The organism is Streptomyces sp. NPDC002773 (assembly GCF_040295605.1).
In the GTDB taxonomy this organism is placed as follows: Bacteria; Actinomycetota; Actinomycetes; order Streptomycetales; family Streptomycetaceae; genus Streptomyces.
This window is the reverse complement of sequence record NZ_JBEOVO010000015.1, coordinates 80521-101419: the sequence shown is the minus strand read 5'-3', so window position 1 is coordinate 101419 and position 20899 is coordinate 80521. Positions and strand designations below refer to the sequence as shown.

The window sequence follows — 20899 nt, the reverse complement described above, 5'->3', positions numbered from 1 at the left end:
CCCATGCCGCTGCACCAGGGCCCCGCCGCCTCCCCTCCCGAGCCCGATCGCAGGCTCGCGCTCAATCCCTTCTTCGGGGAGGCCGACCCCATCGGCGACATGACCGAGGCCCCACCCCTCCACCGGCTGCCCGACGGTCCCCTGCCCCCGGCGAGCGCCTACCAGCTCGTCCACGACGAGCTGATGCTCGACGGCAACTCCCGGCTCAACCTCGCCACCTTCGTCACCACCTGGATGGAGCCCCAGGCCGGTGTGCTGATGGGCGAGTGCCGCGACAAGAACATGATCGACAAGGACGAGTACCCGCGCACCGCCGAACTGGAGCGCCGGTGCGTGGCCATGCTCGCCCACCTGTGGAACGCCCCGGACCCGGGAGCGGCCGTCGGCTGCTCCACCACCGGCTCCAGCGAGGCCTGCATGCTCGCCGGCCTGGCCCTGAAGCGCCGCTGGACCAAGCGGAACGCCGACCGCTATCCGGGCGCGGCCCGCCCCAACCTGGTCATGGGCGTCAACGTCCAGGTCTGCTGGGAGAAGTTCTGCGCCTTCTGGGAGGTCGAGCCCCGGCTCGTCCCCATGGAGGGCGACCGCTTCCACCTCGACGCCGAATCCGCCGCCGCGCTCTGCGACGAGAACACCATCGGGGTCGTCGCCGTCCTCGGCTCGACCTTCGACGGCTCCTACGAACCGGTCGCCGAGATCTGCGCCGCTCTGGACGCGCTCCAGGAACGCACCGGTCTCGACATCCCCGTCCACGTCGACGGCGCCTCCGGCGCCATGGTCGCCCCCTTCCTCGACGAGGACCTGGTGTGGGACTTCCGGCTCCCCCGCGTCTCCTCCATCAACACCTCCGGTCACAAGTACGGCCTGGTCTACCCGGGTGTCGGCTGGGCCCTGTGGCGCTCACCCGCCGAACTCCCCGAGGAACTCGTCTTCCGCGTCAACTACCTGGGCGGCGACATGCCCACCTTCGCCCTCAACTTCTCCCGGCCGGGGGCCCAGGTCGTCGCGCAGTACTACACCTTCCTGAGGCTCGGCAGGGACGGCTACCGGGCGGTGCAGCAGGCTTCGCGGCACATCGCCCGCGGCCTCGCCGAACGCATCGAGGCCATGGGCGACTTCCGGCTCCTCACCCGCGGCGACCAACTGCCCGTCTTCGCCTTCACCACCGCCCCCGACGTCACCTCCTTCGACGTCTTCGACGTGTCACGCCGACTGCGGGAACGGGGCTGGCTGGTACCCGCCTACACCTTCCCCGCCCACCGCGAGGACCTGTCCGTCCTGCGCGTGGTCTGCCGCAACGGATTCTCGGCCGACCTGGCCGGCCTCCTCGTGGAGGACCTGAACCGGCTGCTGCCCGAACTGCGGAGCCAGTCCCAGCCGTTCACCCGCGACAAGGACGCCGCCACCTCCTTCCACCACTGAGCCCACGCCTCGGAGGTTCCGCACCCGCCCCCTAGAACTCGCGCCCCTCACAGGCCAGGCGGAACTCCGACCACCGCACCCCGTCCGCGGTCAGCTCGTACACACACTGCGAGCTCTCCCGGAGCAGGCCCACCGGGGTGCGGCGGACGTGGAACGTACCCGTGTCGAGGAGGGTGAAGCGACGCCCGCCGTCCAGGCTCACGTACCCCGCGAGCTGCGCGCCGACCTCGACCCGGCCGCCGGGGCCCGGCACCGGCACTCCCTGGAGCGCGCGCGGCTCCACCTCCGGTCCCGTGGTCCACGTCCGCTGCCAGGTCCTGCCGCCGTCCAGGGAGCGGTGCAGGGCCCGCAGCGGGTTCTTCACGGGCTCGCCGCCCGTCAACTCGCCCATCTCCGCCGCGTACACCGCGTCCCGGCCGACCGCGACCGCGACCCGCCACCCCGGTGTCGTCGCCGGGCTCGGCAGCCGGCTCACCGTCCAGCTCCGGCCCCCGTCCCGGGAGACGGCGACCGCCGGCCGCCCGGTGAGCGGGTCCACCCCCGAGACCCACCAGGAACCGTCGGGCTCCGGCTGGGCCGCGGGCCCCGGGTCCGCCCCGAGGAGCGGCTGACGGACGAGCACCCTGCGCCGCCCGTCCTCCGGGGAGACCACCACCAGCCGCTTCCGCACGCACTCGTCGGGACCGGCCCCGGCCGGGTCGGCGCAGTCGGTGGTGAGCACCGCCCCCGCCGGTATCTCCGGGACGCGGCCGGCCGTCCGCCGGTCGACGGCACGCCAGCTCCGGCCCCCGTCCCGGGTGAACCAGGCCTCCTCCGGCCGGTCACCGCCGCCGTCCGCGATCAGCGCCCGGCCGGACCCGAGGGCCAGCAGGTCGGCCGAGACGCCGTCCGTCCCGTGTATCCGGGGCAGCGGCGACCGCCGCAGCACCCACTGCCCCGCTCCCGCGTCCCGCACGGCCACGTGCTGCCGGCAGAAGCCGCTCTCCGGGTCGGCCGCGACGCTCACGCACTCGGCGAGCAGCGCGAACCCGCTGCCGTCCGACGCGAAGCCCAGGCTGTGCGCCCAGCCGGGCAGCCCCGCCGCGGACGGTATCCGCGGCGGGGCGCCGTACACCCCCTTGTTCCGGAAGGCCGGGCTTCCCGGAGGGGCGGCGGAAGCCGTCGCCCCCGCCCCCGGCCCCGGCCCCGACCCCGGTCCCGGTCCGGAGGACGCCGAACCCGAAGACCCAGAAGACCCCGAGGACCCCGTCGACCCCGTCGACCCCGTCGACCCCGCCGACCCCACCGAACTCGTACACCCCGTCAGTACCACCAACACCAGCGCCACGACGGCGCCGGCCACTCCCCCAAACCTGCGCATCGCACGTCCCCCGTCCTCCCCCGAGCGGTCCGCGGTGAGCCGCTGCTTTCAATACACCGCCCACCGCCCCCGGGTTCCCACTTCCGCGCCGCTACTTCCCGAGCCGCCCGAACTTCCGTACCGCGAGCGGGAAGAAGACCGCGAGGAGCACCAGCGGCCACACCACCGCCGCCCCGATGTGCCCCGGCTCGCCGCCCGGATTGCCGAAGAGGTCACGGACCGCCGTCGCGGTCGCCGACATCGGGTTCCACTCCACGAACGTCCCGAGCCAGCCCGGCATCGAGTCCGGCGACGCGAAGGCGTTGGACAGGAAGCCGACGGGCCAGACGAGGATCTGCACCGCCTGCACCAGCTCGGCCCGCCCCGCGACCAGGGCGAGGTAGATCCCGATCCACAGCATCGCGAAGCGCAGCAGAAGCAGCAGTCCCAGGGCCCCCAGGGTGCTCCCGAGGCCGCCGTCCGCCCGCCAGCCGATCGCGTACCCGACGCCGACCATCACGAGCAGCCCGACCGTCGACTGGAGCATGTCCGCGGCGGCGCGGCCCACGAGCACCGCTCCGTCGTTCATCGGCATCGACCGGAACCGGTCGATCACCCCCTTGTTCAGGTCCTGCGTCACCGCCGTCATGGTGCCTTCGAGCCCGAACACCATGGTCAGGGTGAGCATCCCGGGCACCAGGAAGTCGACGTAGTCGCCGTCGACGCTCCGCCCGCCGCCGACGAGATAGCCGAACATCAGCAGCATCATCACCGGGAACACGAGCCCCACCAGGACCTGCACGGGCTGCCTCGCCCAGTGCGCCAGTTCCCGGCGTGTCATCGTCCAGCAGTCGCTCACCACGTACGCCGCACTCATGCCGCCACCTCCTTCGCCCCCGCGCCAGAGGCCTCCTCGGAGCCGGAGGCCGCCCCAGCTCCGCCCCCGAACCCGCTCCCTGCCCCGTCCCGGTCACCCGTCAGCCGCAGGAACACCTCGTCCAGCGTCGGCCGCCGGAGGGCGATGTCCTCCGCCTCGATCCCGGCTTCACCCAGCGCCCTCACCGTCTCGGCGAGCGAGGCCATCCGGTCCGCGACCGGCATGCTCAGCCGCCGCCGGTCCGCGTCGACGGTCACCTCTGTCCGCGCGGCCGGCAGCAGGGCCGCCGCCTCGTCGAGCCGTGCCCCGTCCCGTACGACCACGTCGATCCGGTCGACGCCGACCCGGGCCTTGAGCTCGTCGGCCGTGCCGTCCGCCACGACGCGGCCCTGGTCCACGACCGAGATCCGGTCGGCCAGCTGGTCTGCCTCCTCCAGGTACTGCGTGGTCAACAGCACCGTGGTGCCCCCGCCGACCAGGGAACGCACGGACTCCCAGACCTCGCCGCGGCCCCGCGGGTCGAGTCCGGTCGTCGGTTCGTCGAGGAACAGCACCTCGGGCTCCGTGATCAGCGACGCGGCCAGGTCGAGCCGCCGCCGCATACCGCCGCTGAACTGCTTCACCGGCTTGCGGCCGGTGTCGGTCAGGGCGAAGCGCTCAAGAAGCTCGTCGGCCCGTACCCCGGCGCGGCGCGCGCCCAGGTGGTGGAGCCTGCCGAACATCTCCAGGTTCTGCCGGCCGCCCAGCTCCTCGTCGAGGGCCGCGTGCTGTCCGAGCAGCCCGATCCGCCGCCGCACCTCCCGGGCCTCGGTCCGTACGTCGAGCCCCGCCACCCGCACCAGTCCCGCGTCGTGGCGGAGCAGCGTGGCCAGGATCCGTACCGCCGTGGTCTTGCCCGCGCCGTTGGGGCCGAGCAGGCCGTGGACGGTGCCCCGCCCGACGGTCAGGTCCAGGCCGGCCAGGGCGTCCTTCTCGCCGTACCGCTTGCGCGCGCCCTCCACGAGGATCGCTTCCGTCGCCATATCGATTCCTCCCGAAATCCTCGTAGTCAAATTTGACCACTCACCACCGACGGAGCAAGGTATGCCCTCGAACGAGGTTAGTCAAACTTGATTAGCCGTTGCGTCCCGGCCAGCACAGTCAGGTCGCAAAGGGGTTCTCCTCCCCCTCGGCGAGCACACCCACGAAGGGGTCCCCCTCGCCCGCGAAGACGTACGCCCCGCCCTCGATCCGCTCGATCAGACCGAGCGTCCACTCCTTGCCCGCGTCGGCCGAGTGGACCCACATGTGCATGATCTCGCCGATGTGCCCGAGCTGGCCGGGGCCGCCCTCCGGCGTGTAGTACTCCGTGACCGCGGCCCGCCACTCGTCGAGCGCCCGCACCCGCCGGCGCAGCAGCTCCGCCGCCTCCTCCCGGGGCAGGTCCACGATGAAGCCGATGCCCGCCGACAGGACGTCCATCTTCTGGTCGTACGTGGTCAGCGCCTCGCGCAGCAGCGCGAAGTACTCCGCCGCACCCAGGTCCGTCAGCTCGTACTCGACGCGCGGCGGCCCGCCGACCGCGCTCGGCGCCACCTCGTGCGCGTGCAGCAGTCCCTGCTTCGCCATCTGCTTCAGCGCGTGGTAGATCGAGCCCGGCTTGGCGTGGGACCACTCGTGCGCGCCCCAGAACTCCAGGTCGTTGCGCACCTGGTAGCCGTGGGCGCGGCCATGCTGCTTCACCGCGCCCAGGACGAGAAGCCGGATCGCAGACATCCCACGCACCTCCTAGTCAATTTTGACCAGGGTACGCGCGTGTGCCCTGCCCGGGGCAGCTGGGCGGCGGGGCCGCCCCGGCATACCTCCGGTCAGCCCTGGCCCTGCTCCTGCTCCTGCTCCTCCGCGATCAGCTCGAAGGAGCCCTTGCCGTCCAGGGACTCGCGGATGATGTCCGCGTGCCCGGCGTGCCGGGCCATCTCCTCGACCAGGTGCAGCAGCATCCAGCGCATCGACACCCGGCCGTCCTTCGGGAACCAGGGCGCGGGCGGCAGCGGGAAGGTGTCGTCCAGGCTCGGCACCGAGCGGGCGAACTCCTCGGTCTCCTTGACCACGCCCTCCCAGAACACCAGCAGCTCCGGGATCGTCTCGCCCCCCACGAGCCGGAAGCTGTCGCCCCAGTTCTCCTGGTCGCGCTGCCTCTCGTTCGGCTGCTGCTGGGCCATGCGCAGCCAGTTGAGCTCCATCTCGGCGACGTGCTTGACCAGGCCGGAGAGGCTGAGCTCGCTGACGCTGGGCCGGCTCGCCGCCTGCTCCTCGGTGAGTCCGAGGAGCGAGCGGCGGAGCGCGTCGCGCTGGGTCTCGACGAAGTCGAGGAGCGTGCCGCGCTCGTCGCTGTGGGCCTCCGTGGGAACAAGGGCAACCATGGTGTCCGCCTTCCGTACCTGGGTCTCTCTGACACCGACCAAGCTACGGAGGCTTGCGGACACCTACTGTCCTGAACGCGACTCCATAACGGGAAGCGGCTCAGAACGGGAAGCGGCTCCGGCCGTGCTGGATCGAGATCCACTTCTGGGTGGTGAAGCTCTCCACCATCGCCTCGCCGTTGAGCCGCCCCACACCCGAGCGCTTCTCGCCGCCGAACGGCACGATCGGCTCGTCGTGCACGGTGCCGTCGTTGATGTGGATCATGCCGGTGTGGATGCGCTTGGCGATCCGTACACCCCGCTCGATGTCCCCGGTGTGGACGGCGCCGCTGAGCCCGTACGGCGTGTCGTTGGCGATCCGTACGGCCTCCTCCTCGCCGTCGAACGGGACGATCAGGGCGACCGGGCCGAAGATCTCCTGGCCGAGGACCGGGGCGTCCGGGGCGAAGCCGGTGAGGACGGAAGGGGAGACGAGGTTGCCGTCCACGGTGCCGTGCAGCAGCGCCGTCGCACCGGCGGCCACCGTCTGGTCGACGAGCGAGGAGACGGCCTCCGCCTGCTGGGAGTTGATGAGCGGACCGATGTGGGTGGCGGGGTCGGCCGGGTCGCCGACCCGCAGGGTCTTCACCTTCGCCACGAACTTCTCGGTGAACTCCTCCTCCAGGGTGCGGTCCACCAGGATGCGGTTGGCGGCCATGCAGACCTGGCCCTGGTGCACGAAGCGGCTGAAGACGGCCGCGTCCACGGCGTAGTCGACGTCGGCGTCGTCGAGGACGATCAGGGCGCTGTTGCCGCCGAGTTCGAGGACGGCGTGCTTGAAGTTCTGCGCGCAGACCGTGGCGACGTGGCGGCCGACCTTGTCGGAGCCGGTGAAGGAGATGACCTTCGGGACCGGGTGGGTCAGGAGCGCGTCACCGATCTCGGCGATGTCGGTGACGACGACGTTCAGCAGACCCGCCGGGAGACCCGCCTCCTCCAGGACCTTGGCGACGAGGGTGCCGCCGCAGATCGGGGTGTTCTGGTGCGGCTTGAGGACGACCGCGTTGCCGAGCGCGAGCGCGGGCGCGACCGACTTGAGCGAGAGGAGGAAGGGGAAGTTGAAGGGCGAGATGACACCGACGACGCCGACGGGGACGCGGTAGACGCGGTTCTCCTTGCCGTCGATCGGGGACGGCAGGATGCGGCCCTCGGGACGCAGCGCCAGCTGCACCGCCTCGCGCAGGAACTCCTTGGCGAGGTGCAGCTCGAAGCCCGCCTTGAGGCGGGTGCCGCCGAGCTCGGCGACGATCGTCTCGGCGATCTCCTCCTCGCGGTCCTCGACGATCCGCAGGGCGCGCTCGAAGACGAGCCGGCGCGTGTACGGGTTGGTCTCGGCCCACGCGGCCTGGGCGCGCTCGGCGGCCCGGTAGGCGAGGTCGACCTCACCGGCGGTGGCGACGGTGATCGACGCGAGCTTCTCCCCGGTGTACGGGTTGAAGTCGATGATGTCCCACGAGCCGCTGCCGGGCTTCCACTCGCCGTCGATGTACTGGTGGGCCAGGTCGGTGAAGTGCGACATGGATCGAGACCCCTCTACCCGCTCTACCTCTGCACGATGACAGAAGTGACGTCGGAACTGATGTCACGTCATCGTACTGATGTGTCAGGAGAGTTGAAGGAGACCTCGGAGAAGGTCACGGCTTTCGGCCGGATCCGGTCCGTCCTCCTGGAGTCGCCCCATCACTCGCTGGTACTGGGCGACCTCTTCGGGCTTGTCGAGGTAGAGGGCGCTGGTGAGCTGCTCCAGGTAGACGATGTCGGAGAGGTCGGACTCGGGGAAGCTCAGCATCGTGAAGGCCCCGCTCTCGCCGGCATGGCCGCCGAAGCTGAAGGGCATGATCTGGAGCGTGACGCCCGGATGCTCGGAGATCTCGATGAGATGCCTCAACTGGCCGCGCATGACGGAGCGGTCGCCGTAGGGCCGGCGGAGGGCGGCCTCGTCGAGGACGGCGTGGAACTGCGGGGCGCGCTCGGAGACGAGGACCTTCTGCCGTTCCAGGCGCAGGGCGACCCGCCGGTCGATCTCGGCGCTCGATGCGTCCGGCATGCCCCGGGTGACGACGGCCTGGGCGTACGCCTCGGTCTGCAACAGGCCGTGGACGAACTGCACTTCGTAGACGCGGATGAGGGAGGCGGCGCCCTCAAGACCGATGTACGTCTGGAACCAGCCGGGCAGGACGTCGCCGAAGCTGTGCCACCAGCCGGCCACGTTGGCCTCGCGGGCGAGCCCGAGGAGCGAGCCGCGCTCGGCCTCGTCCCCGACCCCGTACAGCGTGAGCAGATCCTCGACGTCCCTGGCCTTGAAGCTCACCCGTCCCAACTCCATACGGCTGATCTTGGATTCGGACGCGCGGATCGAGTAGCCGGCCGCTTCGCGGGTGATCCCGCGCGACTCGCGCAACCGCCTCAGCTGGGAGCCCAGCAGGATGCGCCGCACCACACTCCCGCTCGCTCCGCCCGATTCGCCTGCGGTCACGGCTGCCAGCCTCCCCTTTACGGTGTCGAGCCCCCGTCGAGCCCCGGATTCTGCCACCAAACGCTTCAGCGCGTACACATTCGATTACGGAAAGGCGGCGAGATCCGGGCAGTCGGGGCCTCTCCGCACGCACTTCGCGGAAAGTTCCCCTCATCGAGTGGACGACTTATACACAGATTCGGCACGTGAACGGACAGGTCCGGCGCGTGCACGTGCATCTGCCCTTGCATCCAGTGGGCGCATTCGGAACCATGGACCCCGCGCAGCCGCGTGCTCGTTCGTGTTGTCGTGTTGTCGCACCACAGTCGCGATTCCCGGGAGTGCCTCGCATGGGGACGAATGGATCGACCGTGCTCGAGCCGTTACGGCAGGGCCTTCCGCCGATCGATCCCGGCGCCGTCTCCACCTCCGCCTCCTGCGCACTGCCCGCACGGTACGAAGCCGTGCGCGGGGCCCGGAAGTTCACCAGCACGACCTTGGACCGCTGGGATCTGAGCGAACGCTTCGACGACGTGGCCCTGGTCGTCTCCGAGCTCGTCACCAACGCGCTCCGCCACGCGGTGCCCGCCGACGCGCCCCAGGAAGAAGGCCAGAACCCACCGGTTCGGCTGCACCTGATGCGCTGGTCCTCGCGCCTGGTGTGCGCCGTGCGCGACCCCAGCCAGGAGAGCCCGGAGGCGCGCGGCGGCGAGGAGGACTTCGCCGCCGAATCGGGCCGCGGGCTGTTCCTGGTCGACTCGTTCAGCGACAGCTGGGGGTGGCACCCGCTCGCCGGCACGCTGCGGGGCAAGGTGGTGTGGGCGCTGTTCCGGGTGGGACCGGAGTAGCGCCGCCGCAGAGGCATGCGAAAAGAAAGGGCCCCGGCGCTCAGCGCCGGGGCCCTTCTCCGCGGGTCACACCAAGTGGTCGAACTCCCCGTCCTTCACACCCAGCAGGAGCGCCTCTATCTCCGCGGGCGTGTAGACGAGCGCGGGCCCCTCGGGGTGGCGCGAGTTGCGTACGGCAACGTTTCCCCCCGGCAGTTTGGCGAACTCCACACACGATCCCTGGGAGTTGCTGTGCCGGCTCTTCTGCCACACGACGCCTCGCAGCTCCGTGGCCGCCATGCCGTTGTACGCGCGATGCGCATGATGCACTGGTAGCTCCCCGAGTTGCTTGGTGCAGGTGTCAACTTCCTCGGATCATAGCTGTGTTCATATGCCACTGCATGAGCAGATGCACGTGCACGGGGGGTGGCGTAGCGGCTACGCGACGCAGCGTGTCACCAGCGAGTATGCCGGAAAACGATCACCGAGCCCCGACCCCTCAGCGCTCCTCCCGGAAGTCGACGTGCCGGCGGGCGATCGGGTCGAACTTGCGCAGGGTGAGGCGGTCGGGGTCGTTGCGGCGGTTCTTGCGGGTGACGTAGGTGAATCCGGTGCCGGCGGTGGACCGGAGCTTGATGACGGGGCGGAGTTCGTTGCGTGCCATGGTGTGTAGAGTAAATGAAAATGGTTCCCATTTCCAATGTCTTGATGGAGAGGTAGGTCATCCATGTCCGCCCACTGCCAGCTGACCGGAGCACGCCCCGGCTTCGGCAACCGGATCTCCCACTCCCACCGGCGCACCTCACGCCGCTTCGACCCCAACATCCAGCAGAAGCGGTACTGGCTGCCCGGCGAGGGCCGGTACGTCCGGCTCACCCTCAGCGCCCGCGCGATCAAGACCGTCGACGTGATCGGCGTCGAGGCCGCGGTGGCCCGTATCCGGGCGCGTGGGGTGAAGGTCTGATGGCCAAGCGCAGCAAGATCGCACGCAACGAGCGCCGGAAGGCGGTCGTGGCGCGGTACGCCGAGCGGCGGGCCGAGCTGAAGGAGATCATCCGCCGTCCCGGCACCCCCGCCGACGCGCGCGAGGCGGCGGTACGGGAGCTGAACCGTCAGCCCCGGGACGCCAGCGCCACCCGCGTCCGCAACCGGGACGCCGTGGACGGCCGGCCCCGCGGCCACCTGCGGAAGTTCGGCCTCTCCAGGGTCCGGGTCAGGGGGCAGGCGCACGCGGGGTACCTGCCGGGGGTGCGGAAGGCTTCGTGGTGAGGGGCGGAGGCGGAGGCGGCCGGGGGATGGCGGCTGTCGGTTGACGGCTCGCCTCCGCCCGTCTCACGGCTACATCGGGGGGAGCTCGGCGAGGAGTTCGCCCGCGCGGTCGTACAGCGCGAGGCCGGCTGCCTGGTCCTCCGGCCGGGTGGACGCGTACCAGACGCCCCAGCCCGGCCGGCCCGGCAGTTCGAGCAGGGCGGCGACGGTTCTGCGGCCGCCCGCGCCCGTCAGCTCGACGCGTCCCGCCGTACGGGTCCCGTAGTAGAGCCCCGAGTGGAAGATCCGCGTCGCGTCGCCCTCGCTCTGGTGGCTGACGCCCGGCTCGCCCGTGTCGACGTTGCCGTCGGTGACGCTGCGGACGTTCTCGTAACCGTCCGGCCCGGACCAGTGCTTGCCCTCCTCCGTCAGCCAGACCGTCCACCCCTTGCCGGCGTTCACCCGCTCTCCGGGGGCCACCACCCGGACCGGGATCGGGGCTGGGGGTGGGGCCGGGACCTGGGGCGGCGGTGCGACGTGGGACGCGGTCGGGACGGCGGTCGACGGGACGGCGGCAGGGCCGGGGAGCGGCGGGGACGGGCGTACGGGGGTCAGGGCCACGACTGCCACCGCGGCGGTCGCGACCGCGAGCATCGAGAGTGCCGACAGGGCGGTCGTACGGCGCCGCCGGCGCGACCGCCCGGCCCGCCGCACGGCCGCCAGTGGCACCGGGCCCGGGGTGACGTCGAGCGCGGCCCGCGCGAACGCGGCGCGGAGGTCGGCCTCACTGGGGCCGCCGGGGTCGACGGGGCCCATGGGGTCCGCGGGGCCGGGGTCGGCGAGGTCCGGGTCGGGGCCGGGGGGTGTCGGCGGGCTTGCGGGGGTCATCGTCGGGCTCCGGAAGGGGCGGGCAGAGGCGGGAGGGGGGCGGTGACGAGCCCGGGGTGGGCGCGCAGGGCCGCCAGACCGCGCCGGGCATGGGTCTTGACCGTGCCGATCGAACAGTTGAGGACGCTCGCGATCTCCGCCTCCGTCAGATCCTCCCAATAACGGAGCACCATGACCGTGCGCTGGCGGGCGGTCAGATCCGCTAAGGCCGCCAGGAGCGAAGTGCGTCGTTCGACCGCCTCGGCATGGCCCGCGACGGTGTGGCGGGCCGACTCCGGAAGGACCGGCGTCAGCAGATGGACGACCCGCTTCCGGCGGAGCCTGCTGAGATTGTTGTTGATCAGCGCCCGGCGTACGTAGAGGTCGATCTCCGCGCGGGGAACCTTCCGCCACCGTACGTACACCTTGGCCAGCGTCGTCTGCACCAGGTCCTCGGCCTCGTGGAAGTCACCGGTCAGGAGCTGCGCCGTACGCACGAGACGCGGCCAGGCGGCGACGGCGAACTCGGCGAAGCCGTCATCCTCGGTGGCGGACTCGTGCGGCACGGTGGCGGACCTCGCGATCGGTCGTGGTCGGTTCTCGGCGGTCGGTTCTCGGCGGTCGGTGGCCGGCGGTCGGTGGCCGGCGTGGGTGTGGTGTGGATGCGGAGGTGGCGGGGCCCGCCCCGTGCCGGGCCCCGCCACGTTTCTGCCCCCGGTCAGCCGCTGATCAGCCGCGATGTGCGGCGGATCAGCTGCCCGCCGCCGGGAAGTCGAAGCCCGGCAGCTCGGCCAGGAGTTTGCCCGCGCGGTCGTACAGAGCGACGCCGATGCTGCCGCCGCGGTTGCCCTCCGACGGCCCGGTGTGGGCGTACCAGACGCCCCAGTCGGGGCGGCCGGGCAGGGCGAGGAGGGTGGCGACGGTCGTGTCGCCCTCGGCGTCGGTCAGTTCGACGCGGCCCACGTGACGGGTGCCGTAGTAGAGGCCCGAGTGGAAGACGCCCGTCGCGTCCCCCTCGCTCTGATGGCTCACGCCGGGCTCGGAGCGGTCGATGTTGCCGTCGACGACGCTGCGGAAGTTCTCGTAACCGTCCGGTCCGGTCCAGTGCTTGCCCTCCCTGGTCAGCCACACCGTGTAGCCCTTTCCGGCGTCCACGCGCCCGCCAGGGCGGACCGTGCGGACCGGGTTCGGGGCGGGGGCGACGGCCTTGACCGGGGCAGCCTTGGTGGGAGCGGCCGCGGCTGGGGCAGGCGCCGGGGCGGTGGGCTGGGACGCGGTGGCGGTCTCGGCGGTGGCGGTTTCGGTGGGCGCCCCCACGGCCGAAGGTGCCGCGATCACCGCCGCGGCCACGAGGGCGGCCGCGGCCAGCAGGTACTTCTTCATGCGGTTGCTCCTGGGCTCTGTATCCGATATCCAAAATTCGATATCTGATATTCGTGTCCGGTATCCGATGTCCGATGTCCGACGTCTCGAAGCGACCGCATGCGTACGCGGCCCCCACCCCTATCAACTCCGGGTGGCCCCCGCCCGGATGACGTGTTCGCGAAACGAACGCCGGACGCGAGCTCAACGCGCCCGCGTGGAGGGCGTCAGCGCCGTCGTGACCTCGTCCAGGGCCTCCAGGAGCAGCACGGCTCCTTTGTGCAGCAGGAAGTGGTCCGGAGGGTCGGCCGACCAGGCGTCCAGCGTCTCGCGCAGGTCGTCCCAGTGCGGCTCCCTGCGTTCCCGTACCTCCTTCGCGCCCCGTTCCGTCGCCCTGTGCAGGGACTCCGCGAGGGTCGCGGCGGCCGGCAGTGGCGGGGAGCCGCGTTCCGGCAGGTGCGCCTCCAGGAGCATCGCCACCCGCCCGAACTCCGCGAGCGCGTGGTCGGCCTGCTCGACCGCCGCGTGGGAGAGGCCCCGGTGCCGTACGGGTTCGTGCGTCGCGCGATCCACCGCCTCCTGCCAGGCGACCCGGGCCGCGCGGGTGTTCAGGAGCGCCTCCCGTACGTCGGGGCTTCCCGTCCCCGCCGGGTCGGCGTACCGCGCGGTGACGACGGCCGCGTACCCGCCGAGCGACGCCAGCCAGTCCGCGAGCCGGCCGCGCAGCCGGGGCGTCTCCCAGGCCGGGTAGACGGCGTACGCCAGCATCGCGAGGAGCCCGCCGAGCAGGGTCAGCGTCACCCGGTCCCGTACGGTCTGGGTCAGGCCCGCGCCCTCCATGCCGAGCAGGAACACGACGTACGCGGCGACGAAGACCTGACCGGCCGCGTACCCCGTCCGCATCAGCAGGTACATCCCGAAGGCGCACACCACCGCGAGACCGGCCGACAGGTACGTGCCCGGGTGCGCCGACCGTACGACCGCCGTCGCCAGGGCCACCCCGACCAGGGTGCCGCCGAACCGCGCCACCGAGCGCGCGTACGTCTGCGAGAAGTCCGGGCGCATGACCATCACCGAGGCCATCGGTGCCCAGTAGCCGTGGCCGAACGGGAGTACTCCGCCGAGGAGGTAGCCGGCGGCCGTGACCGCCGAGACGCGGACCGCGTGGCGCAGGACCGGGGAGTCCCGGCGGAGCTCGGCCCGCACTTTCGCCGCGACGATCGGCGTCAGACGAAGGAGCGTGGGGCGGGCGAGGCCGGTTCCGGTGGCGTGCCTCGGCGACCCTGTGGTCTGCGGGGTCTCCGCGACCTCCGTGGCCCCCGTGGTCTGCGTGGTCTCCGTCCTCGGTTCCGCCGTCTCGACCACGTCGCCGAGCAGCGCGGCGAGCCGGAGGGCGGCGCGGCGGGACGGGCCGGTGAGGATCGCGTGGGTGTCCGGGGTGCGGAGGACGGCGACGGCGGGCGCGGGGATGGCGACCGGTTCGCCGTGCCGGATCGCGTGCGCGGCGGCGTCCAGGATCGCGCCCGCCGCCGCGAGCAGCTCCCGCACGCGGGCGCGCTCCGGGCCTTCCTCCGGCACTCCGACCGCAGGGTCGGCGAGGGAGGCAAGGACCGGACGGATGCGTTCCGCGAGACCTCGGGCGCCGTGGAGCTCCGCCGGGCGGCGACGGGCCTGGCCGGGCGTCACGGCGGCCGCGCTGCGGGCCGTCATCAGCGGTACGGGGTCGAACGGGGCCACCGGGTCGTGGCGGAGGCGGCGGGCGTAGTCCGCCTCGGCGGCGAGGGCGTCCGCGAGGGCGTCGCGCTGGGCGCCCCAGCGGCGGACCGGGAGGACGACGATCAGGACGGCCTGGACGACCGCGCCCGCGAAGATCATGGCGGCGTGGCCTGCCGCAGTGGCGACGGAGGTGGGGAGGGTGACGGTCACCAGCATCATCGCCACGTTGGAGGAGGCGATGAGCCCGGCGGTGGGACCGGCGGCCCAGGCGAGCCCCGACAGGAACGTCCAGAGGATCAGCAGGGCCAGGAAGAGGGCTCCGTGCGCGCCCGTCAGGTAGCCGAAGAAGGTCGACAGGGCGAGGCTGGCGCCGGAGGCGAGGGCGAGGGTGGGGCGGGGGCGCCAGGAACGCTGGAAGGTGGCGATGGCCGCCTGGAAGGCGCCGAACGCGGAGGACGCGGCGACGGCGGGGCCGAAGACCGCGAGCGAGAAGCCGACGACGAGGGCGAGACCGAGGGCGGCGCGGGCGGCGACGACGGGTTCGAGCCGCCGCCGCTCGACGGTGAGCCCGGAACGGGCCGTCTGCTTCAGGGCCCGAAGCCAGCTCATGACCTGAGCGTATCCGCCACCGGATCAAACCCGGTCATTTACTACCATCTCGCCCACGAACGGCCGCTGCCGGACGGGGGCCTGGACCCGGGCCGCCGCTCCCCCCGTAGCCGGGGCGGAGTGCGGCCCGCCCGTCCCCGAGTCCCCGCCACTACCGCCACCACCGCTACCCCCGTAGCCCCCGCCGCCCCGGATGCAGGCCGGCGTCGTCCGCTGCCGACTCTCCGTGGGTCCAGCCCGCCTCGTCCCAGGCCGCGCGGACCCGGGTCGTCCGCGTCTCCGGGAAGAGTTCGTCCGTGCGGCTCGTGACCGCGAGGTCGCGGGAGGCCAGGGCCGGGAGAAGGGTCGGGGCCTCGGCCGCCACCCGGCGGGACGTCGCCGAAAGGCGGGCGCCCAGCCGGTTCGCGTACGCGAGCAGGAACGACTGCCGGAAGGACTTCGTGCGCTTGCGCCCGCCGGCCCGCTGCTCCGCCTCCGCCCGCGTCATCGCCGCCGTCCCCTGCACGAGCAGCGACGTGTACAGCAGTTCCACCGGGTCGAGGTCCCCCTCGAAGCCGATCACCGTCGAGAAGCCGTACGACTCGTTCCACACCGCGCGGCAGTGGTTCGCCGTCGCCACCGCGTCGAGCAGGATCGCCTTCGCCTGCTCGTACGGCGGCTCCACCCCGATCCTGATCGCCCCCGGCGTCTCCGGCGACGGCGCGCCCGCCGCGAGCGTCGCCTCGTCCAGGCTGTGCCGGGCCATCAGTTCCTGGGCCTTGGCGGTGAGCGCCTCCGCCTCCTCCGGGTACCCCGTCGCCTCCGCCTTCGCGAGCAGCGCCCTGATCCGGCTGAGCATCCGGGGTTCTCCGGCCACCGCCGGCGGCAGCGCCTCCCCGGGGACCGGCCCGACCGCGTCCAGGCGCGGCAGCCGGACCAGGAGCCGGTACAGCTCGAGCACGGTCGTCGCGTACGAGAAGCGGTCCGCCCGCCGGCCGGGCGTCGCGTCCAGCTCGTCGAGCTGCGTCCGCCAGCGGCGCGGCAGCGTCCCGTACCGCTCGGTCTCGGACCGGATCAGTCCGGTGAGGACCCGGAGGTGCTCGTCCGACAGGTCACGCCGGGCGAGGCGCACGAGGTCCGCCGGCTGCCAGCCCCGCGTCCACAGCGTCCGTACGAACTCCTCGCCGCGTCGCGCCAGCTCCGCGTCGGCGCCCCGGTCGGCGGCCAGCAGCGACGCCGCCGTGTCGAGCGACCCGTCGTCGCTCGCGTACAGCGCCTCGAAGGCCTTGCCGATGGTGGTGGCCCCGGTACTCACGCCGTGTCCCTCGCGTCGCCGATGGGGCCGTTCGCGCCGGCGTCCCGCGCACCCCTCGCGTCCCTCGCGTCCCACTCCTCGCGCGACCGGGCGATCACCGCCCGGTGATCAAGCGACCAGTCGACGAGCTGTTTGATCAGCCGGGTCATGTGGTGGCCGGTCTCCGTCAGCGCGTACTCCACCTGCGGCGGCGTCGTCGGGTAGACCGTCCGCGAGACCAGGCCGTCCCGTTCGAGACGGCGGAGCGTCAGGGTCAGCATCCGCTGCGAAATCCCGGTGACCAGCCGCTGGAGCTCCCTGAACCGCCGGGGTCCCGGCGAGAGTTCGACGACCACATGCACGGTCCACTTGTCGCCGAGCCGGTCCTGGACGTCCCGTACCCCGCACTCCTCCGCACAGCTCACCAAGGGTTCGGTGGTTACCTCCGTGTGCCCCTCGGACATTGATGTGCCTCCTTACGCGATCTTCCCCGTCCCCTCACGATGGTCTCAGCCATCTCGACCCCTGGGGGAAATCATGCTGCTCGTCACCGGTGTATCCGGCGCTCTCGGCTCGCTCGTCGCCGAACGGCTCGCCGGCCGTGACGACGTCGTCCTCGGTACGCGCGCGGGGCTGCCCGGCACCCGCCGCCTCGACTTCGACGCGCCCGAGACCCTGCCGGACGCCTTCGCCGGGATCGGCACGCTGCTCCTGATATCCGCCGGTTACGGGGAGGACGACACGGTCGTCGCCCGGCACGAGGCCGCGATCTCGGCCGCCGAGCGGGCGGGCGTCCGGCACGTCGTGTACACGAGCCTCTCCGGCGACGGCGACCACCTCACGTACGCGCTCGCGCACCGCTGGACCGAGCGGCGGCTGCGGCGCTCCACCACCCTCGACTGGACGATCCTCCGCAACGGCCTCTACGCCGAGTTCCTCACCTGGATCGCCGCTCCCGACGCCGACAACCGCATCACCGGCCCCCTCGGCAACGGCCGCCTCGCCGCCGTCGCCCGCGCGGACCTCGCCGATGTCGCCGCCTCCGTGGCGACGGACCCGGCCGCCCACCGGAACCGGGTGTACGAGCTCGTCGGCGAGCGCCCCCTCGGCGGCGCCGACCTCGCTGCGGCCCTGGGCGCCACGTACGCCCCCGGCACGCTCGCCGCCGCCCGCGCCTCGATCGCCGCCTCCGGGGCCACGCCCTTCCAGGTCCCGATGCTGGCGAGCACGTACTCGGCGATCGCCCACGGCTTCATGGACGGTTCGGGGGTCGAGAGTGACCTGCGGGCGCTGCTCGGCGGCCGTGAACCCCTCGACGCGCTCGACGTGTTCGTGAAGGCCGTACGCAACGGGTAGGTAGGGCCAGGCATACCTCCAGGACGCCCGGCAGTGGTCGTGATCGGCGGCGGCGGAAACGGTTCGCTTGAGCCATGACCACGACCACCGCCGCCGTCACCACAACCGGCACCGCCACGGCCACCATCACCACCGCTGTACGGCTCCGAGGGCTCGCCCGGCACCACCGGGGCGGCGTCCGCGCCCTCGACGGCGTCGACCTCGACTTCCACGCCGGGACCTTCACCGCCGTCATGGGCCCTTCCGGCTCCGGCAAGTCCACGCTGCTCCAGTGCGCGGCGGGTCTCGACCGGCCCACCGTCGGGCGGGTGGAGGTCGGCGGCACCGCTCTGGAGGGGCTGAGCGAGCGGCGCCTGACGCTGCTGCGGCGGGACCGGATCGGTTTCGTCTTCCAGTCCTTCAACCTGCTGCCCTCCCTGACGGCGGCACAGAACGTGGCCCTCCCCCTCCGGCTCGCCGGCCGCCGCCCGTCCCGCACGGAGGTACGGGAGGCGCTGGCCCGCGTGGGGCTCGCGGGACGGGAGCGGCGCCGACCCGGGGAACTCTCCGGCGGGCAGCAGCAACGGGTGGCCATCGCGCGCGCGTTGATCACCCGCCCGGCCGTCCTCTTCGGCGACGAGCCGACCGGCGCGCTCGACTCGACGACGAGCCGCGAGGTGCTCGACATGCTGCGGGAGCTGGTGGACCGGGACGGGCAGACGATCGTCATGGTCACCCACGACCCGGTGGCGGCGGCCCGCGCGGACCGGGTGGTCTTCCTGGTGGACGGGCGGGTGGCGGGCGAACTGCCGGCCCCGACGGTGGAGACGGTCGCGACGCGGATGACGAGGCTGGAGACGGGGGCGGCGGCGCCGGCAGCGCCGGAGAGCCCCGCGCCGGCGCCGACCGCAACCCCTTCCGCCCCCTCCGCCCCCAGGAGGCTCTCGTGCTGACCGTCGTCCTGGCCGGGCTCCGGGACCGCTGGGCCTCCTTCCTCGGGGGGTTCGTCGCCCTCGCACTCGGCGTCGGGCTGCTCGTGACCATGGGACTCGGCCTCTCCGCCACCTTTGACGCGCCCGAGCGTTCTCCCCAGCGGTTCGCCTCCTCGCCCGTCGTCGTGCAGGGTCAGGACCGGCTGACGCTCGATGTGCGGCGCGGGCCCGAGACGGCGTCCGTCGCACACCGGCTCGACCGTCCACAGCCTGTGGACAGCGAACTCCTCCGTGAACTCCGCGCCCGCTGGACGGTCACCACCTCCGGCGGCCCCGACGCCGTCGGCGTCGACGCCCCCGCCGCCGAGGTCAGGGCCCTCGTGGGCGACCGCGCCCGGGTTCTCACCGGCGGCGAGCGCCGGCACGCCGACCCCGAACCCGAGCGGGACGCCAACGCGCTCGTCGGCCTCAACGCCCTCCTCGGCACCTCCGGCGGCGTCACCGCCTTCGTCTCCGTCTTCGTCGTCGCCTCCACCTTCGCGTTCGCCGTGGCGCTGCGCCGCCGCGAGTTCGGGCTGCTCAGGACCGCAGGAGCCACCCCCGGGCAGATCAGGCGGCTCCTCCTCGCCGAGGCCACGGCGCTCGGCGTGCTCGCCTCCGGCGCCGGCTGCGCACTCGGCGCCCAGGGCGCGCCCCTGCTCGCCGGGACCCTCGTCGACGGCGGCCTGGCCCCCGAGTGGTTCACGGTCGACGGAGGGCCCGTCTGGCCTTTTCACGCCGCCTTCTGGACGGGCGTGACCGTCGCCGTCGCCGGGGCCGTCGCCGCCTCCCGGCGCGCGGGGAAGGTCGCGCCGACGGCGGTGCTCCGCGAGTCGGACGTCGACGCCGACGCCCTGCCCTTCGGCCGGGCCCTGCTCGGCGCTGCCCTGCTCCTGTCGGGCCTCGGGCTCCTCGTCTGGACATGCGCCACGGACCCCTCCGCGCTGCTCAAGCGGAAGACGCACACGACCCTTCCGATGCTCCTGATCACCGGCGTCGCCCTGCTCTCCCCGCTGCTCGTACGGCCGGTGGCCCGGCTGCTGCGGACGCGCGGGGCGGTGGGCACGCTGGTACGGGAGAACAGCGCGGCCTCCGTACGCCGTACCGCCGCCGTCGCCGCTCCTGTCCTCGTAACCGTGGCGCTCGCCGGGACGCTCTTCGGCTCGGCGACGAGCATCACGCGTACGAAGGGGGTCGAGGCGCGGGAGCAGACGACCGCCCAGTACGTCGTCGCCGGCGCGGACCTGAAGCCCGTGACGGCGCCGCCGGGTGCGGTCGTGTCCCCCACCGGGGCGACCTCGATCTTCGTACGGGACGGGGCCGAGGCCGTCGTCAAGTACGGGGCGCGGGCGGTCTCCGACCCGGCGGCCTTCGCCGACCTGGCACGGCTGCCCGTGGTCGCCGGTGACCTGCGGGACCTCGACGACCGGTCGATCGTCGTCAACGAGGAGTTCGAGCGGCGCCGCGTGGGCGAGACCGTCGAGGTCTGGCGGGCGGACGGGACCGGTCCGGTACGGCTCCGGGTGGCGGCCGTCCTCGCCCTGGGGACCGGCGACAACGGGCCGTACGTCACCCGGGCGAACGCCCCCGGCTCCGCCCACGACCGGATCGAGGCACGCGGCGGTGGTACGGCCACTCCGCACGCCCTGGCGGCGAGCGGCGGCACCGTCAGGACCGCCGACGCGTGGGCGGACGTCGGCCACCGGTCGAGCGACAACCCGCAGAAGCGGCTCGGCATGGTCCTCGTCCTCGGCATCGCCCTCGTCTACACGGTGATCGGCCTGGCCAACACCCTGCTCATGGCGACCTCGGTACGCGGTGGGGAACTGTCCTCGCTGCGGCTCGCCGGCGCCACCCGGGCCCAGGTCCTGCGGGTGGTGACGGGCGAGGCGACGCTCGCCGTCGCGATCGGCACCGTCCTCGGTCTCGCGGTGACCGCCCTCGTCCTCGGCACCCTGGGCGCGGGCCTGGCCGCCCTCTCGGCACCGGTGGCCCTGGCCCTCCCCTGGGCCACGGTCGGCGGGACGGCGGGCGTGTGCGCGGCGGTCGCGGTCGCCGCGTCGGCCCTCCCCGCGTGGCGCCTGACGCGCTGAGCGGCGAAGGTGGACGGACGGGGCGGTGACCGGGGTCGGAGCCGGGTCACCGCCCCACCCGGTT

The 20899-nt window shown here is 72.8% G+C and carries 22 protein-coding genes; 7 read left to right on the top strand and 15 right to left on the bottom strand.

From position 1 onward, the window contains the following. Nucleotides 1-3 precede the first annotated feature (3 nt). Nucleotides 4-1422 carry a glutamate decarboxylase gene (gene gad / locus ABT034_RS19855; RefSeq protein ID WP_351216866.1) on the top strand — a complete coding sequence of 473 codons (1419 nt, stop codon included), beginning with the start codon at nt 4-6 and terminating at the stop codon, nt 1420-1422. 31 nt (nt 1423-1453) lie between these two features. Here the strand turns inward: gad and ABT034_RS19850 are convergent, their stop codons facing one another. The 7 genes from ABT034_RS19850 to ABT034_RS19820 form a co-directional block, all read right to left on the bottom strand. Continuing rightward, nucleotides 1454-2536: a beta propeller repeat protein gene (locus ABT034_RS19850; protein ID WP_351216864.1), complete on the bottom strand. Its 1083-nt coding sequence runs from the start codon at nt 2534-2536 to the stop codon at nt 1454-1456. Nucleotides 2537-2873: 337 nt separating this feature from the next. Beyond that, on the bottom strand, nt 2874-3638 hold the full coding sequence (locus ABT034_RS19845; RefSeq protein WP_351216862.1) for an ABC transporter permease: 765 nt from the start codon (nt 3636-3638) through the stop codon (nt 2874-2876). Then, entirely contained in the window at nt 3635-4660 is a 1026-nt protein-coding gene (locus tag ABT034_RS19840) for an ATP-binding cassette domain-containing protein (protein ID WP_351216860.1), read from the bottom strand. The genes ABT034_RS19845 and ABT034_RS19840 overlap by 4 nt, the downstream gene beginning before the upstream one ends. Before the next feature lie 118 nt (nt 4661-4778). Then, the gene (locus ABT034_RS19835) at nt 4779-5393 is read right to left on the bottom strand and encodes a PadR family transcriptional regulator (protein ID WP_351216858.1); all 615 of its coding nucleotides are present in this window, start codon (nt 5391-5393) and stop codon (nt 4779-4781) included. A gap of 92 nt (nt 5394-5485) precedes the next feature. Beyond that, nucleotides 5486-6040 (bottom strand): DinB family protein, encoded by a 555-nt coding sequence (locus ABT034_RS19830; protein WP_351216856.1) that lies wholly within the window; start codon nt 6038-6040, stop codon nt 5486-5488. A 100-nt stretch (nt 6041-6140) separates the two neighbouring features. Continuing rightward, nucleotides 6141-7598: an aldehyde dehydrogenase family protein gene (locus ABT034_RS19825; protein ID WP_351216854.1), complete on the bottom strand. Its 1458-nt coding sequence runs from the start codon at nt 7596-7598 to the stop codon at nt 6141-6143. Nucleotides 7599-7682: 84 nt separating this feature from the next. Next, the gene (locus ABT034_RS19820) at nt 7683-8516 is read right to left on the bottom strand and encodes a Sco1979 family transcriptional regulator (protein ID WP_351216999.1); all 834 of its coding nucleotides are present in this window, start codon (nt 8514-8516) and stop codon (nt 7683-7685) included. A 368-nt stretch (nt 8517-8884) separates the two neighbouring features. Here ABT034_RS19820 and ABT034_RS19815 point away from each other — a divergent pair, with 368 nt between their 5' ends. Beyond that, entirely contained in the window at nt 8885-9382 is a 498-nt protein-coding gene (locus ABT034_RS19815; protein WP_351216852.1) for an ATP-binding protein, read from the top strand. Between the two features lie 66 nt (nt 9383-9448). Here ABT034_RS19815 and ABT034_RS19810 read toward each other — a convergent pair whose 3' ends face one another. Continuing rightward, entirely contained in the window at nt 9449-9661 is a 213-nt protein-coding gene (locus ABT034_RS19810) for a DUF397 domain-containing protein (RefSeq protein WP_173861569.1), read from the bottom strand. 199 nt (nt 9662-9860) lie between these two features. Further along, complete coding sequence (gene rpmG / locus ABT034_RS19805; RefSeq protein WP_073810990.1) at nt 9861-10025, bottom strand: 50S ribosomal protein L33; 165 nt, start codon at nt 10023-10025, stop codon at nt 9861-9863. Between the two features lie 63 nt (nt 10026-10088). Between rpmG and rpmB the strand changes: the two genes are divergently transcribed. Together rpmB and rpsN are read left to right on the top strand one after the other, a co-directional pair. Next, entirely contained in the window at nt 10089-10325 is a 237-nt protein-coding gene (gene rpmB / locus ABT034_RS19800) for a 50S ribosomal protein L28 (protein ID WP_351216850.1), read from the top strand. Next, nucleotides 10325-10630, top strand: coding sequence for a 30S ribosomal protein S14 (rpsN, locus tag ABT034_RS19795; RefSeq protein WP_351216848.1), 306 nt, complete (start codon nt 10325-10327; stop codon nt 10628-10630). The genes rpmB and rpsN overlap by 1 nt, the downstream gene beginning before the upstream one ends. Nucleotides 10631-10699: 69 nt before the next feature. On the opposite strand, the gene ABT034_RS19790 is transcribed toward rpsN, so the two are convergent. From ABT034_RS19790 to ABT034_RS19765, 6 genes are all read right to left on the bottom strand, one after another. Beyond that, nucleotides 10700-11497: a hypothetical protein gene (locus ABT034_RS19790; RefSeq protein ID WP_351216846.1), complete on the bottom strand. Its 798-nt coding sequence runs from the start codon at nt 11495-11497 to the stop codon at nt 10700-10702. Then, nucleotides 11494-12042 carry a SigE family RNA polymerase sigma factor gene (locus ABT034_RS19785; RefSeq protein ID WP_351216844.1) on the bottom strand — a complete coding sequence of 183 codons (549 nt, stop codon included), beginning with the start codon at nt 12040-12042 and terminating at the stop codon, nt 11494-11496. Before ABT034_RS19785 ends, ABT034_RS19790 begins: the two co-directional genes overlap by 4 nt. Nucleotides 12043-12226: 184 nt before the next feature. Continuing rightward, nucleotides 12227-12859: a hypothetical protein gene (locus tag ABT034_RS19780; RefSeq protein WP_351216842.1), complete on the bottom strand. Its 633-nt coding sequence runs from the start codon at nt 12857-12859 to the stop codon at nt 12227-12229. A gap of 183 nt (nt 12860-13042) precedes the next feature. Next, entirely contained in the window at nt 13043-15163 is a 2121-nt protein-coding gene (locus tag ABT034_RS19775) for an FUSC family protein (RefSeq protein WP_351216840.1), read from the bottom strand. A gap of 166 nt (nt 15164-15329) precedes the next feature. Further along, on the bottom strand, nt 15330-16457 hold the full coding sequence (locus ABT034_RS19770; RefSeq protein WP_351216838.1) for a DUF2786 domain-containing protein: 1128 nt from the start codon (nt 16455-16457) through the stop codon (nt 15330-15332). Further along, entirely contained in the window at nt 16454-16900 is a 447-nt protein-coding gene (locus tag ABT034_RS19765; protein ID WP_351216836.1) for a winged helix-turn-helix transcriptional regulator, read from the bottom strand. The genes ABT034_RS19770 and ABT034_RS19765 overlap by 4 nt, the downstream gene beginning before the upstream one ends. Before the next feature lie 73 nt (nt 16901-16973). Between ABT034_RS19765 and ABT034_RS19760 the strand changes: the two genes are divergently transcribed. The 3 genes from ABT034_RS19760 to ABT034_RS19750 all read left to right on the top strand — a co-directional run bounded on the left by ABT034_RS19760 (nt 16974) and on the right by ABT034_RS19750 (nt 20835). Next, nucleotides 16974-17792, top strand: coding sequence for an NAD(P)H-binding protein (locus ABT034_RS19760; protein WP_351216834.1), 819 nt, complete (start codon nt 16974-16976; stop codon nt 17790-17792). A 74-nt stretch (nt 17793-17866) separates the two neighbouring features. After that, nucleotides 17867-18724: an ABC transporter ATP-binding protein gene (locus ABT034_RS19755; protein ID WP_351216832.1), complete on the top strand. Its 858-nt coding sequence runs from the start codon at nt 17867-17869 to the stop codon at nt 18722-18724. Then, nucleotides 18718-20835 (top strand): FtsX-like permease family protein, encoded by a 2118-nt coding sequence (locus tag ABT034_RS19750; protein ID WP_351216830.1) that lies wholly within the window; start codon nt 18718-18720, stop codon nt 20833-20835. Before ABT034_RS19755 ends, ABT034_RS19750 begins: the two co-directional genes overlap by 7 nt. Nucleotides 20836-20899 lie beyond the last annotated feature (64 nt).

Bases quoted from the DNA above. Each gene is read 5' to 3' on its own strand.
- gad (WP_351216866.1), top strand. From the start codon at position 4: ATGCCGCTGCACCAGGGCCCCGCCGCCTCCCCTCCCGAGCCCGATCGC.
- ABT034_RS19845 (WP_351216862.1), bottom strand. From the start codon at position 3,638: ATGAGTGCGGCGTACGTGGTGAGCGACTGCTGGACGATGACACGCCGG.
- ABT034_RS19840 (WP_351216860.1), bottom strand. From the start codon at position 4,660: ATGGCGACGGAAGCGATCCTCGTGGAGGGCGCGCGCAAGCGGTACGGC.
- ABT034_RS19835 (WP_351216858.1), bottom strand. From the start codon at position 5,393: ATGTCTGCGATCCGGCTTCTCGTCCTGGGCGCGGTGAAGCAGCATGGC.
- ABT034_RS19830 (WP_351216856.1), bottom strand. From the start codon at position 6,040: ATGGTTGCCCTTGTTCCCACGGAGGCCCACAGCGACGAGCGCGGCACG.
- ABT034_RS19825 (WP_351216854.1), bottom strand. From the start codon at position 7,598: ATGTCGCACTTCACCGACCTGGCCCACCAGTACATCGACGGCGAGTGG.
- ABT034_RS19815 (WP_351216852.1), top strand. From the start codon at position 8,885: ATGGGGACGAATGGATCGACCGTGCTCGAGCCGTTACGGCAGGGCCTT.
- ABT034_RS19810 (WP_173861569.1), bottom strand. From the start codon at position 9,661: ATGGCGGCCACGGAGCTGCGAGGCGTCGTGTGGCAGAAGAGCCGGCAC.
- rpmG (WP_073810990.1), bottom strand. From the start codon at position 10,025: ATGGCACGCAACGAACTCCGCCCCGTCATCAAGCTCCGGTCCACCGCC.
- rpmB (WP_351216850.1), top strand. From the start codon at position 10,089: ATGTCCGCCCACTGCCAGCTGACCGGAGCACGCCCCGGCTTCGGCAAC.
- rpsN (WP_351216848.1), top strand. From the start codon at position 10,325: ATGGCCAAGCGCAGCAAGATCGCACGCAACGAGCGCCGGAAGGCGGTC.
- ABT034_RS19790 (WP_351216846.1), bottom strand. From the start codon at position 11,497: ATGACCCCCGCAAGCCCGCCGACACCCCCCGGCCCCGACCCGGACCTC.
- ABT034_RS19780 (WP_351216842.1), bottom strand. From the start codon at position 12,859: ATGAAGAAGTACCTGCTGGCCGCGGCCGCCCTCGTGGCCGCGGCGGTG.
- ABT034_RS19775 (WP_351216840.1), bottom strand. From the start codon at position 15,163: ATGAGCTGGCTTCGGGCCCTGAAGCAGACGGCCCGTTCCGGGCTCACC.
- ABT034_RS19765 (WP_351216836.1), bottom strand. From the start codon at position 16,900: ATGTCCGAGGGGCACACGGAGGTAACCACCGAACCCTTGGTGAGCTGT.
- ABT034_RS19760 (WP_351216834.1), top strand. From the start codon at position 16,974: ATGCTGCTCGTCACCGGTGTATCCGGCGCTCTCGGCTCGCTCGTCGCC.
- ABT034_RS19755 (WP_351216832.1), top strand. From the start codon at position 17,867: ATGACCACGACCACCGCCGCCGTCACCACAACCGGCACCGCCACGGCC.